Source organism: Streptomyces sp. CRN 30, from assembly GCF_034105845.1.
Genome location: NZ_JAVRHI010000294.1, coordinates 17,635 through 30,463, shown reverse-complemented (window position 1 = coordinate 30,463; position 12,829 = coordinate 17,635). Strand labels below are relative to the sequence as shown.

General features: G+C 74.6%; 12 protein-coding genes. 5 read left to right on the top strand and 7 right to left on the bottom strand.

Going from position 1 to position 12,829, the window contains the following annotated elements:
• Window positions 1-118: 118 nt before the first annotated feature.
• Both UW392_RS31215 and UW392_RS31210 read right to left on the bottom strand, forming a co-directional pair.
• Window positions 119-643 (bottom strand): hypothetical protein, encoded by a 525-nt coding sequence (locus UW392_RS31215; protein ID WP_320778514.1) that lies wholly within the window; start codon window positions 641-643, stop codon window positions 119-121.
• Between the two features lie 128 nt (window positions 644-771).
• Window positions 772-1,113 (bottom strand): TraR/DksA C4-type zinc finger protein, encoded by a 342-nt coding sequence (locus tag UW392_RS31210; RefSeq protein ID WP_414496722.1) that lies wholly within the window; start codon window positions 1,111-1,113, stop codon window positions 772-774.
• A 296-nt stretch (window positions 1,114-1,409) separates the two neighbouring features.
• Here UW392_RS31210 and UW392_RS31205 point away from each other — a divergent pair, with 296 nt between their 5' ends.
• Together UW392_RS31205 and UW392_RS31200 are read left to right on the top strand one after the other, a co-directional pair.
• Complete coding sequence (locus UW392_RS31205) at window positions 1,410-2,363, top strand: HAMP domain-containing sensor histidine kinase (protein ID WP_320778513.1); 954 nt, start codon at window positions 1,410-1,412, stop codon at window positions 2,361-2,363.
• Between the two features lie 56 nt (window positions 2,364-2,419).
• On the top strand, window positions 2,420-3,115 hold the full coding sequence (locus UW392_RS31200; RefSeq protein WP_320778512.1) for a response regulator transcription factor: 696 nt from the start codon (window positions 2,420-2,422) through the stop codon (window positions 3,113-3,115).
• Between the two features lie 32 nt (window positions 3,116-3,147).
• Here UW392_RS31200 and UW392_RS31195 read toward each other — a convergent pair whose 3' ends face one another.
• Entirely contained in the window at window positions 3,148-3,966 is an 819-nt protein-coding gene (locus tag UW392_RS31195; RefSeq protein WP_320778511.1) for a GntR family transcriptional regulator, read from the bottom strand.
• Between the two features lie 439 nt (window positions 3,967-4,405).
• Here UW392_RS31195 and UW392_RS31190 point away from each other — a divergent pair, with 439 nt between their 5' ends.
• On the top strand, window positions 4,406-5,452 hold the full coding sequence (locus UW392_RS31190) for a DUF2637 domain-containing protein (RefSeq protein WP_320778510.1): 1,047 nt from the start codon (window positions 4,406-4,408) through the stop codon (window positions 5,450-5,452).
• Between the two features lie 135 nt (window positions 5,453-5,587).
• Here UW392_RS31190 and UW392_RS31185 read toward each other — a convergent pair whose 3' ends face one another.
• The 3 genes from UW392_RS31185 to UW392_RS67080 all read right to left on the bottom strand — a co-directional run bounded on the left by UW392_RS31185 (window position 5,588) and on the right by UW392_RS67080 (window position 8,989).
• A complete protein-coding gene (locus tag UW392_RS31185; protein WP_320778516.1) occupies window positions 5,588-5,983 on the bottom strand; it encodes an ATP-binding protein in 396 nt (131 codons plus the stop codon).
• Window positions 5,984-6,235: 252 nt separating this feature from the next.
• A complete protein-coding gene (locus UW392_RS31180; protein WP_320778509.1) occupies window positions 6,236-7,978 on the bottom strand; it encodes a pyruvate dehydrogenase in 1,743 nt (580 codons plus the stop codon).
• Window positions 7,979-8,053: 75 nt separating this feature from the next.
• The gene (locus tag UW392_RS67080; protein WP_414496721.1) at window positions 8,054-8,989 is read right to left on the bottom strand and encodes a protein phosphatase 2C domain-containing protein; all 936 of its coding nucleotides are present in this window, start codon (window positions 8,987-8,989) and stop codon (window positions 8,054-8,056) included.
• Between the two features lie 1,767 nt (window positions 8,990-10,756).
• Between UW392_RS67080 and UW392_RS31170 the strand changes: the two genes are divergently transcribed.
• Complete coding sequence (locus tag UW392_RS31170; protein ID WP_320778507.1) at window positions 10,757-11,797, top strand: helix-turn-helix domain-containing protein; 1,041 nt, start codon at window positions 10,757-10,759, stop codon at window positions 11,795-11,797.
• 52 nt (window positions 11,798-11,849) lie between these two features.
• The gene (locus UW392_RS31165) at window positions 11,850-12,332 is read left to right on the top strand and encodes a DUF456 domain-containing protein (protein WP_320778506.1); all 483 of its coding nucleotides are present in this window, start codon (window positions 11,850-11,852) and stop codon (window positions 12,330-12,332) included.
• Here the strand turns inward: UW392_RS31165 and UW392_RS31160 are convergent.
• Complete coding sequence (locus UW392_RS31160; RefSeq protein WP_320778515.1) at window positions 12,295-12,828, bottom strand: methylated-DNA--[protein]-cysteine S-methyltransferase; 534 nt, start codon at window positions 12,826-12,828, stop codon at window positions 12,295-12,297. The genes UW392_RS31165 and UW392_RS31160 overlap by 38 nt on opposite strands.
• Between the last annotated feature and the right edge of the window lies 1 nt (window position 12,829).

The following is a 12,829-nucleotide window of genomic DNA, read 5'->3' as shown; positions in this document are numbered from 1 at the left end:
GAGGCGGCGCGAGGCGCGGGGCGCGGCGCGGGGCGAGGCGGCGTCTGGTGGCGAGGGGGCGTGCGCGGCCGGTGGTTCGGATCGGCGGGCGGCCGGGTCCCGGTGTGGGCGGCCCCGTTCACGGGGACATCGGGCGGCGGGGGGCCGTGGCTGACCATTCTGTTTCCCAGGCCGCCAGGTCGCGGCGGTGGAGGGCGTGGGAGGCGAGGGCGTAGGCCGCTGCCGCCGCCGCGGCCAGGGTCAGGGCGGCGAGCAGGGACCAGCCCGCGGCACGGCTGCGGATCTCGTCCCTCGTCATCGGCGGGTCGGTGAGGCGGCCGTCCGCGGCCACCCACACCGGGACCGTGCTCAGCGCGGGCAGCCCCGGTTCCACGTCCGTCCGGGCCACGGCCGTACCGCCGTCCGGCCCGGTGAAGCGGACCTCCGCCTCGACCGGCCGGGGCGCCGGGGAGTCCGGGGCGTCGGCGACGAGGACCGCCTCCGTACGGTGCAGGTCGCGTTCACGGCTCTCGGCGCGTTCGCTGAAGTGCCGGTGCGCGCGGTCGCCCGTCGACGCCATGACCACGGGCAGTGCCACCAGTACGGCGAGCAGCAGGCCGATGCCGAGCCGTGCCCGGAGCCGGTCGGTACGGCGGTACAGCACGCTGCGGCTCCGGCGCCACGGCGGAACACGCGGGGGCGGGCAGCTGGGAAAGTCACCGGCGTCACCGGCCACGGGGAGACCTCCTTGCGCGAACGTGCACGTGGGCGTGGGCTCGGGGCGGCGGCCGGTCAGGCGGTCCGGCGCAGACAGGCGACGCAGGTACGCGCGTACGGCAGGATCTCCAGCCGCTCCGCCGGAACCGGCCGGGCACAGGTCAGGCAGGTGCCGTAGGTGCCCTCGTCGAGGCGGGCGGCGGCCTCGTCGATGCGGGCGAGGTCGCGTTCGATGGCCGCCTCCCGGCCGGTGCGCGGCCGGCCCGCCGCGGCGAGCGCCCGCAGCTGGGCCAGCCGGCTGGCCCGCGCGTGGTCGAGGTGGCGGCGGGCCTCGTCGTCGGTCAGCCGCTCGGGGCGGGGTCCGGTCCGGTGGGCGTCGGGCGGCACGGCGGGGTCCTTCCTCACGGAGCTCGTCACGGAATCGTTCGTCACGGAGTCGTTCGTCACAGAACTGTCGCGGGCAGCGCGCGTCGCTTCCAGCGTGGCCCGCCCCGCGCCCCGCGCCCATCGGGCCCGCGCCCCATTCGGCCCGGTTCGCGGTATCCACCGAGCGGGGTGCCACGGACGTACGGACCGTGGGTGTCGCGTGCACGCGGACGCGGGCAGCTCGTCGCGCGGAAATGGGGGTCGGCCCCCATCGACCCGCCCCCGTGCGACCGGCGAGGCTGGTCAGCGGACCGATGCGCGTGACATGAGGGACGGAGGTGGCGCCGGTGTCGCTGTTCTGGCGGATCTTCTGCCTCAACGCGGTGGTGCTCGGCGCCGCCACGGCCGTACTGCTGCTGGCCCCGGTGACCGTCTCGGTGTCGGTCGCGCTGGCCGAGGCCGTCGTCCTCCTCGTCGGCCTCGCCGTGATGCTCGTCGCCAACGGCGCCCTGCTCCGCCTCGGTCTCGCCCCGCTGGGCCGGCTCACCAAGCTGATGACCACCGTCGACCTGCTCCGCCCGGGACAGCGGCTGACGGAACCGCCCACCGGCGAGGCCGCCGAACTGATCCGCACCTTCAACGCCATGCTCGCCCGCCTGGAGCACGAGCGGGCGACCAGCAGCGGCCGCGCCCTGCTCGCCCAGGAGGCCGAGCGCCGCCGTATCGCCCAGGAGCTGCACGACGAGGTCGGGCAGAGCATGACCGCGATCCTGCTGGTCCTCAAGCGCGCCGCCGACGAGGCCCCGGAGCCGATGCGCGAAGAGCTCCAGCAGGCCCAGGAGATCACCCGGGAGAGCCTGGACGAGGTACGGCGCCTGGTGCGCAGGCTCCGGCCGGGCGTCCTCGACGACCTCGGCCTGACCAGCGCCCTCGCCTCGCTCACCCACGACTTCGCCACCCACACCGGGCTGCGGGTGCGGCGCCGCTGCGACAGCGGCCTGCCCGCCCTGGACCCGGAGACGGAGCTGGTCCTCTACCGGGTGGCCCAGGAGAGCCTGACCAACGTGGCGCGTCACGCCGACGCCGAACGGGTCGACGTGAGTCTGCGCGACGGCGGCGGAGCGGTCCTGCTCGACATCGTCGACGACGGCCGCGGCATGGAGTCCGTGTCCGAGGGCGCCGGCATCCGCGGCATGCGGGAGCGGGCGCTGCTGCTCGGCGCCGCCCTGGACATCACCTCCGCGCCCGGCGCCGGCACCCGCATCCGGCTCACCGCGCCCGTCCCCAGAAAGCAGCACTGAACGCCCGTCCCCAGGAAGCAGCACTGAACGCCCGTGGCGAGGAAGCAGCACTGACGATGACCATCCACCCGGCCTCCGACGGCCCGCCGTACGACTCCCCCGCCCGCCCGCCGATCCGCATCCTGCTCGCCGACGACCACGCGCTGGTCCGGCGCGGGGTGCGGCTCATCCTGGACCGGGAGCCGGACCTGACGGTGGTGGCCGAGGCCGGGGACGGCGCGGAGGCCGTCGAGCTGGCCCGGGGCCACGACGTGGACCTCGCCGTGCTGGACATCGCCATGCCCCGGCTGACCGGCCTCCAGGCCACCCGGGACCTGGCGGCGCTCCGCCCGGAGCTGCGGGTGCTGATGCTGACCATGCACGACAACGAGCAGTACCTGTTCCAGGCGCTGCGGGCCGGCGCCTGCGGATACGTCCTGAAATCGGTGGCCGACCGCGATCTCGTCGCGGCGTGCCGGGCGGCGATGCGGGACGAGCCGTTCCTGTACCCGGCCGCGGTGACCGCCCTGATCCGCAACTACCTGGACCGGGTCCGGCACGGCGAGGAACCCGGCCACGTGCTGACGCCGCGCGAGGAGGAGGTGCTGAAACTCGTCGCCGAGGGGCACTCCTCGAAGGAGATCGCGGAGATCCTGTTCATCAGCGTCAAGACGGTGCAGCGGCACCGCGCCAACCTCCTGCAGAAGCTGGGCCTGCGCGACCGGCTGGAACTCACCCGGTACGCGATCCGCGCCGGCCTCATCGAACCCTGACCCCGGCGGGGCGGTGCCCCGCGCGGCGCCGGTCAGCGCGCGCCCTCGTAGTGCTCCGCCACCAGCGCCCGCACGCCCTCCGCGTCCCCGGCGATCAGCGCGTCGAGGAGCGCGGTGTGCTGGTGGGCGTCGGCGACGAGGTCGGCCCGGCCGCGTGCGGCGGGGCCGCCGGCCGGCGGCCACTGCGCCCGGCGGTGCAGGTCGTCGGCGATGCGGACCAGCTGCTCGTTGCCGGCGGCCGCCAGCATCGCGCGGTGGAAGGCGCGGTCGGCCTCGGCGTAGGTGGCGCGGCAGTCCGAGGAGGCGGCGCGGACGGTCGCCTCGGCCAGCGGCCGCAGCTCCGCCCACCGCTCGGCCGGCACCGTACGGGAGAGCCGCAGCAGCACCGGCACCTCCAGCAGCGCCCGGATCTCGGCCAGCTCGGCCAGTTCGCGGGCGCCCCGCTCGACGACGCGGAAACCCCGGTTGGGCACGACCTCGACGGCCCCCTCCTGGGCGAGCTGCTGCATGGCCTCCCGTACGGGGGTGGCGGAGACGCCGAAGCGCTCGCCGAGCGCGGGCCCGGAGTAGACCTCGCCGGGCCGCAGCTCGCCGGAGACGAGCGCGGCGCGCAGGGCCTCCAGTACCTGCCGGCGCACGGAGGACCGCCGCACCTGCGGCCGGGCCGGCGGGGACGGCGACGGCGACGGCCCGGCGGGGACGTCGGCATGGGTGTGCTCGCCGCGTACGGCCTCGTCACCGGGCCGGAGCCCGGCGGTCCGGGGCTGTGCCTGCGCGGGCACCCGCGCGGCCGGTGCCGTACGGACGGCGGGTGTCCCCGTACCGGCCGGTCTCTGCGCGCCCTCCCTCACGGGTCCTCCTGGGGACGTGTCGTTGCTTGAGGCCATTATGCGGTCATTACGGCTGGTTGTTACTCGTCCGTCAAGAACCATGGGTGCACATTGCGTCAGCCCACCCGCGCGGGACCGGGGATCCCGGACGCTCCCGGGGAGCGCGAGCGGGGCACGTCCGGGCGTCATTTAAGATCATCCGAGCGGGTGACCCGCGTACGGCGACGTCTGGTTCACACCTCCCCCATCCGTCGCGGGCAGTTCCCGCGGAACCACCCGTACGGGTATTCTTATCCGAACTCAACTCCCGCTCCTCAAGCGCCAGTTCGAGCAGAATGCCGCCCCGGACCGTTCCCCCGCACTCCCTTGGCGGCCTCTTGCCCCGAAAACCCCTGAGGGCTGTCGGGGTTGGGCCACTATGGCGGGCGTTACGCCCTATCCCAATGCAAGGGACCCCTAGATGAGACTGACCGACATATCGCTGAACTGGCTGCTTCCGGGCGCCGTGCTGCTCCTGGGCATGCTGGCGGCGGTGGCGGTGCTCGCGCGCGGCAAGCGCTCCTCGGGGAAGGACACGAGCGCGGACGACTCGTGGGAGCGTGCGGAAGAACGCCGCCGGCGCAAGGAGGCGCTGTACGGCACGGTCTCGTACATCCTCCTCTTCTGCTGTGCCGCGGTCGCCGCGGCGCTCTCCTTCCACGGTCTGGTCGGGTTCGGCGAGCAGAACCTCGGCCTGTCCGGCGGCTGGCAGTACCTGGTCCCGTTCGGCCTCGACGGGGCGGCGATGTTCTGCTCCGTCCTCGCGGTGCGCGAGGCCAGCCACGGTGACGCGGCGCTCGGCTCCCGCATACTCGTGTGGACGTTCGCCTTCGCGGCGGCCTGGTTCAACTGGGTGCACGCTCCCCGGGGCCTGGGCCACGCGGGCGCCCCGCACTTCTTCGCGGGCATGTCCCTGTCGGCCGCGGTGCTGTTCGACCGCGCGCTGAAGCAGACCCGCAGGGCGGCGCTGCGCGAGCAGGGCCTAGTGCCGCGTCCGCTGCCGCAGATCCGTATCGTCCGCTGGCTGCGCGCGCCCCGGGAGACCTACGGCGCCTGGTCGCTGATGCTCCTGGAGAACGTGCGGAGCCTGGACGAGGCGGTCGAGGAAGTGCGCGACGAGAAGCGGAAGAAGGACGAGAACCGCCAGCGCCGGCGCGAGCAGGGACGCCGGGAGCGGGCGCAGCTCAAGGCCATCAGCCGTGGCCACCAGCGCTTCCCCGGCCGTGGCGGACGCCAGGTCGAGGTCGAGGTGCAGGCGGTGGAGCGCGGCTCGGACCAGGTGTCCGCGGAGCCTGCCATATCGACGCCGGAGCAATTGCCCGTGCGCCAGCGTCCCTCGCTGCAGCCCGTGCGCAGCGGCACTGACCCGATCACCGTCGACCTCACCGCCGAGGACGACACCCAGGCCCTGCCGCGCCTGGACTCCCTGGAGCGCAAGCTCAAGGACCTGGAGCAGCAGTTCGGCTGACCGCCGGTTCGGCCGGCCGGCGGTTCGGCTGACTGGCGGTTCGGCTGACCGGCTGCGGCACGGAAGCCGTCCGGAAGGGGGCGCGGCCCGAGGGTCGCGCCCCCTTCCGCGTGTGCGGGCCCTGGGCCCGCGGGCTCACGCGGGCCCGGCCGTCTCCAGCTCGAACCAGACGGACTTGCCCACCGCGTGCCTGCGCACCCCCCAGGCGTCGGCGAGGGTCTGCACCAGCATCAGCCCCCTGCCGTGCGTGCTCTCGCCGGTCGTCACCACCCGGGTGCGGGGCCACCGCGCCACGAAGTCCCGGACCTCCACCCGCAGCGCCCGGGGACCGACCGTCGCGGTGAGCACCGCGTCGTGGTCGGTGTGCAGCAGCGCGTTGGTGACCAGCTCGCTGGCGAGCAGTTCCGCCACCTCCGAGCGGCCCGGCCGCCCCCAGTGCCGGAGCAGTTCGCGCAGCGCCCGGCGCGCCTCGGGCACCGCCCCCAGGTCGTCGCGCCCGAGTCTCCGCCTGAGCTGGGGCGTCGCGTCCATGGCGTCGTCGGCCTTTCCCACCGTCCCGTCCACCGGGCGGGCCCCGACCGCCGCAGGTCCGCTCCTCCGTGCCTGCCTGTCCATGTCCCCCACCCGCGTGCCGGTGCCGGTTCCCCTCGCGCTCGAACACGTTCACGATGTTCCATGCCCGATCGGGAGCCCGGCACTCATCGGGACGGCCTCGTGACGGACGGTTCGGCCAGGGTGGGCGGGGAATTGGCCGAACTCCGCGCATATAAGCGCGGATGAGTACTAAGGCCGGGGCACGTTACGCAGATTGGAGCGGGCCATCTGCAGCATGCGGCCGACGCCTCCGTCCAGGACGATCTTCGACGCGGACAGGGCGAACCCGGTCACCATGTCGGCGCTGATCTTCGGCGGGATGGACAGGGCGTTGGGGTCGGTGACGACGTCGACGAGGGCCGGGCCCTTGTGCTTGAAGGCCGCCTTCAGCGCACCGGCCAGATCCTTGGGCTTCTCCACCCGTACGCCGAACGCGCCGCACGCCTGTGCGACGGCGGCGAAGTCGGGGTTCTTGCTGTCCGTGCCGTGCGAGGGGAGCCCGGCGACGAGCATCTCCAGCTCCACCATGCCGAGCGAGGAGTTGTTGAAGAGCACGACCTTCACGGGCAGGTCGTACTGGACGAGGGTGAGGAAGTCCCCCATCAGCATGGAGAAGCCGCCGTCGCCGGACATCGACACGACCTGCCGGTGCCGGTCGGTGAACTGGGCGCCGATCGCCATCGGCAGCGCGTTGGCCATCGAGCCGTGCGAGAACGAACCGATGATCCGGCGCCGCCCGTTGGGCGAGATGTAGCGGGCGCCCCAGACGTTGCACATGCCCGTGTCGATGGTGAAGACGGCGTCCTCGTCGGCGACCTCGTCCAGCACGGCCGCCACGTACTCGGGGTGGATCGGCGTGTGCTTCTCGACCTTGCGGGTGTACGCCTTGACCACGCCCTCCAGGGCGTCGGCGTGCTTCTTCAGCATCCGGTCGAGGAACTTGCGGCTCTTCTTCTCCTTCACCCGCGGGATGAGACACCGCAGCGTCTCCTTCGCGTCCCCCCACACCGCCAGGTCCAGCTTCGACCGGCGGCCGAGGTTCTCGGGCCGGACGTCGACCTGTGCGATCTTCACATCGTCCGGCAGGAAGGCGTTGTACGGGAAGTCGGTGCCGAGCAGGATCAGCAGGTCGCACTCGTGGGTGGCCTCGTAGGCGGCGCCGTACCCCAGCAGACCGCTCATCCCGACGTCGTACGGATTGTCGTACTGAATCCACTCCTTGCCTCGCAGGGCGTGTCCCACCGGGGACTTGACCTTGCCCGCGAACTCCATCACCTCGGCGTGCGCGCCCGCGGTGCCGCTGCCGCAGAAGAGCGTGACCTTCTCGGCGTCGTCGATCAGCCGCACCAGCCGGTCGAGGTCGTCGTCGCCGGGGCGGACGGTGGGCCGGGAGGTGACCAGCGCGGTCTCCGCGGAGCCCTCGGGGGCGGGCTGCCCGGCGATGTCGCCGGGCAGGGAGACGACGCTGACCCCGGAGCGGCCGACGGCGTTCTGCACGGCGGTGTGCAGCAGCCGCGGCATCTGCTGCGGACTGGAGATCAGCTCGCAGTAGTGACTGCACTCGCGGAACAGCCGGTCGGGGTGGGTCTCCTGGAAGTAGCCGAGGCCGATCTCGCTGGAGGGGATCTGGGAGGCGAGAGCGAGGACGGGGGCCATGGAGCGGTGGGCGTCGTAGAGCCCGTTGATGAGGTGCAGGTTGCCCGGTCCGCAGGACCCGGCGCACGCCGCCAGCTTGCCGGTGATCTGCGCCTCCGCGCCGGCCGCGAAGGCGGCGGTCTCCTCGTGCCGGACGTGCACCCAGTCGATGCCGGGGTGGCGGCGGACGGCGTCCACGACGGGGTTGAGGCTGTCGCCGACGACGCCGTACAGGCGTTCGACTCCGGCGCGGGTGAGGATGTCGACGAACTGCTCGGCTACGTTCTGTTTGGCCATGACGTGCGTGTGCCCTCTCGGTCCGCCGACGATCCTGCGCGTCCCCCGGCTTCCATGAAGGCACAGGTGTCCCGGTCATGCCTCCCACACCGCGGCGGCCGTGCGGTCGTCGGCGTAACCCTTGACCCGGGTGCGGGCGTCGGCGAGGAAGCCGGCGAGGCCCGGCGGGACGGGACCGGACCACCGTCCGGCGAGGTGGTCCCGCAGCTCGGGCTCACCGCGCAGGGGGTCGGCCAGGCCGGCGCCGCACAGCAGCAGCACATCACCCGGGCGGGCGACGGAGGCACGGAAGCGGAAGGGTTCGCGGGGCGGGTCGGGGGCGGTCGGGTCGGGGCCGTACGGGGTGGGGGGCGTGGGAATGTTGAGGTCCATGGTGAGCCGGTCACCGCCGGGGGTCTCGGCGGGGGCCGTGGGGGGCGAGCCGAAGCCGAACACCGGGGCGCCGGTGGTGTCGGCGGGCCGTGGCTCGATGTCCTCCCAGCCGCCGTCCCGCAGCCGGAACAGGCCGCCGGGGCCGACCCCGAAGAACACCCGGGTACGGCACTCCGGGTCGGCGGGGATCAGCAGGCAGCGCAGTCCCGCGGCGTACTCCTCGGGGGCGAGGCCCTGCTCGGTGGCGCTGGCCCGCAGCCGGCCGAGGCTGCGGTCGGTGAGCCGGTGCAGCCCGGACTTCAGCTCGCCGCGGCGGGCGGCGCGGAGGTCCTCGGCGAGCCGGGCGTGACTGCGGCCCACGGCCCGGCCGATCCAGCGGCACGCCTCGGCGGCGGCGCGGTGCGCCGGGCCGGAGGCGGCGGCGCGGGCGCCGGTGGCCATTGCGACGAGCACGAGGGCGTGGTCGCCCGTTCCGAAACGGGCGGTCAGCAGGGCGTCGCGGCGCGGGTCTCCGCGGTAGCGCGCGGAGTCCCCGCGCAAGGACAGCGCCCGCAGCGTGCAGGTCCCGTACCGGGCCCCGTCCAGCACGGTGTCCGGTACGACGTCGTCGAGCGCGTCGGGATCGGTGACGGGGAGCACGGTGGGCTCGGCGTCATAGGTGGGAGGCCGCCCCCCGACAAAGTCCCGCCCCACACCGACCCCACGCCCCGGCCCTTCGGCAACTGGCCTGTCGGTACCCGGCCCTTCGGTACCCGGCCCGTCGGTACCCGGCCCTTCGGTACCTGACCTGTCGGTACTTGGCCCTTCGGTACCTGACCTGTCGGTACTTGGCCTGTCGACGCCAGGCCCTTCGACGCCCGGTCCTTCGGTGCGGAGCCTTCCGGTGGCCGGAGCCGCGAGCCAGTCGGCGGGGAGGGGCAGGGGTGGGGAGGCCGGGGGCGGGGGCGCGGTGGGAGACGGGGGCGGGGTGACGGGGAGGGACGTGGGTGTCGGTGGGGGCGGTGTGTCCGCTTGCGGAGCCGGGGCCGGCAGCGGCGGGATGGAGTCCGCGAGGTTCGGCCTCGGATCGGCGACCGGCAGCGGTGGGACGGAGTCCGGGGTGGGGGGTGTCCGGGGCGGGTCCGGGCGACGGGGCGGAGGAGCCGTGGGACGCGGGGGCACGGACGGCGAGGGCGGGGACGGCGGGGGTGCGAGGAAGGGGCGGTCGGCCAGGGTGGGCGGTGGTTGGGCCGTCCGGGGGTCCCGGTCGGCCTCGCCCCCAGGACCCCGTTCCCACTCGGCCCGGTTCCGGTCGGCCGGGGCCGCGAGGCCGCCTTCGCTCCTGGCCCGATCCCGGTCGGCCGGGGCCGCGAGGCCGCCTTCGCTCCTGGCCCGATCCCGGTCACCCGGTGTCCCTGAGCCGCCCCCACGGCCGTCGGGGACCGAGCCACCCGAAATCCCGGCATCGCGTCCGGGGCCGCCGGACACCCGATCACCCGGGCCGCCGGACGCCCGGTCACGCGGGCTCCCCGCATCGCCTCCACGTCCGCCGGACATCTGGCCACCCGGTTCGTTCCCCTGGACGGGGCGGTTCCGGGGATTCGGCTCGGGCGGGTTGCCCGATACCCGGCCGTACGGTGGCCGGAGTCCGGGTGGGAACGTCACGGGCCCGGTCGGCCCGGTCGGCCCGGTCGGCGGCGGCTCCCACGGCGCGCGCGGCGGGTCCGCTCCCGCGTGGCGCGGGCCGGGGCCGGTACGGGGCGGGCGGTGCGCGGCGGGCGGTGACTCCTCGTCACCCGGGCCCCCCGCCGGAGCGGAGCGGGACGCTTTGGCGGGCCCGGCTCCGTCCCGCCACCAGTCCGTGTCCCCGGAAACGTCCCGCCGAGGCCCGGGAATCCGTCCGGGCGGCTCCGGCCGGAGGTCGTGGGGGGCCGCCGGGTCGCCTCCCAGGGCCTCCGAGGCCGATGCGAAGCGGTCGTCCACGGAGTCGGAGGGCGACCCGGGCCCGCCCGTACCCCCCGTGTCGCCGCTGGAGTCGTCGTACAGCTGCCCCCACCAGTCGTCCTCCGGGCCGGTGGGACTTCCCCCCTGCTGGCTCATGCCCCCAATTGTCCACCGCCGGGGCCGGATGAAAACGGGGCATCGGGAAAAAGCGGCGTGTGGAGGCCGCCGGGCGGTCCCACCCCCCACGGGAGAACCGCCCGGCGACAGCAGGGCGATCCGGGCACGCGGAAGGGGCCCGGATCACGGCGGAAGCGGCGAGAGAGTCGCCGGACGTCGAGGCACCGCGGAGGGCCTCGGTGACGCCACTTTGGCAGAGTGACCGACGGTACGGCGATGATGTTCCGAGGCGGGTTTGCGCCGTGGCCGTTTTCCGCCACGGGAGGCATCCCGGGTGGCTGGTGTCCAGGGGAGGGACGGCGTCTGATGCTGGGAGTTCTGGGGCTGGAAGAGGCACAGGAGTCCGCGTACCGGGCCCTGGTGTCCGTGGGCGCCGCCGACGTGCCCGACCTCGCCCGGCGGCTGGCCCTCGGCGAACGCGACACCGAGCGCGCCCTGCGCCGCCTGGAACGGTACGGCCTGGCCGCCCAGTCCTCCGCCCGTCCGGGCCGCTGGGTCGCCGCCCCGCCCGGCGTGGCGCTCGGCGCGCTGCTCACCCAGCAGCGCCACCGCCTGGAGAAGGCGGAACTGACCGCCGCCCTGCTCGCGGAGGAGTACCGCGCGGCGGCGGGCGAACCCGCCGTGCACGACCTGGTCGAGGTGGTGACCGGCGCGGCTGCGGTCGCCCGCCGTTTCCTCCAGCTCCAGCTCGGCGCGACCGAGGAGGTCTGCGCGCTGGTCACCGGCACCCCCGTCGCCGTCACCGGCATGGAGAACGACGCCGAGGAGGAGGCCACCGGGCGCGGCGTCCGCTACCGCGCGGTGGTGGAGCGGTCGGTGCTGGACCGCCCGGACGGCTTCACGGAGCTGTCCGCCGCGCTGGGCCGCGGCGAACAGGTCCGGGTGGTGGACCGGGTACCGACCAAACTGGTCGTCGCCGACGGCGCGCTCGCCCTCGTGCCGCTCACCGCGCGCTCCGCCGAACCCGCCGCGCTGGTCGTGCACGCCAGCGGTCTGCTGGAACTGCTCTCGGGCCTGTTCGAGTCGGTGTGGCGCGGCGCGCTGCCGCTGCGGCTCGGCAGCGCGGGGGTGCGGGAGGAGACCCCGGACGCCCCCGACGCCACCGACCTGGAGATCCTGTCGCTGCTGCTGGCGGGGCTGACCGACGCCAGCGTGGCCAAGCAGCTCGACCTCGGCCTCAGGACCGTGCAGCGCCGCGTCAAGCGGCTGATGGAGCTGACCGGCGTCACCACCCGCCTCCAACTGGGCTGGCACGCCTACGAACGCGGCTGGGTGGCCAGAGAAACCGGAGCGACCGCAGCGACCGCAGCGACCGGAGCAACCGGAGCAACCGGAGCAACCGGCTGACAGTGAACCCGGCCGATCTGCGTTTCGGGGCCGGCTGCCGCACCCTGGTCAGATGGGAGCGGTGGACCTCCTGATGGTGGGCCTGGTCGTCGCGTTCGGGCTGTGCGGTGTGCTGCTGCCCGGCGTACCCGGGTCCTGGCTGGTGTGGGCGGCGGTCCTGTGGTGGGCGCTGACGGACCCGCGGCCGCTGGCCTGGGCGGTGCTGGTCGGCGCCACTGCCGTACTGCTGCTGTCGCTGGCGGTCCGCCTCGCGCTGCCGTCGCGGCGGCTGCGCGAGGCGGACGCCGAAGGACGGCTGATGGTCTGCGCGGGATGCGGCGCCTTCGCCGGTTTCGTCCTGATCCCCGTGGTGGGCGCCGTCCCCGGCTTCCTCGGCGGCCTCTACGCCGCCGAGCGCCGGCGGCTCGGCCGCCACGGCGACGCGGTGACGGCCGTACGCGCGGCGATGCGCGCGGGCGGCTGGAGCGTGCTGACGGAACTCTCCGCCTGCCTGCTGATCACCGGAGCGTGGCTGGGCGCGGTGTTCGCGGGCTGACCGGCACGGCGGCGGGCACACCCTCCAGCGTCAGCAGCCGCGTCTTGCGGTCCAGTCCCCCGGCGTAGCCGGTCAGCGAACCGTCGGCGCCGATCACCCGGTGGCAGGGGCGCAGGATGAGCAGCGGGTTGGCGCCGATCGCGCCGCCCACGGCCCGTACGGCGGCCCGGGACGCGCCGACGCGGGCCGCGATCTCCCCGTACGTCGTGGTCGTGCCGTAGGGGACGGCGTCGAGCGCGTCCCACACCTTGGTGCGGAAGGCGGTGCCCTCGGCGCGCAGCGGCAGCCGGAACCGGGTCCGCTCCCCGGCGAAGTAGGCGGCGAGCTGTTCGGCGGCCTCCCGGAACGGTCCGGGGTCCTGCCGCCAGCCGTCCTGGACGGTCCGGCCGCCCTTCTGGCCGGGCACGGAGAGCGAGGTCAGCGCTCCGTCCGGCGCGGCGGTGAGGAGCAGCGGCCCGACGGGACTGCGGGTCTCGAACCAGTACACGGATGTCATC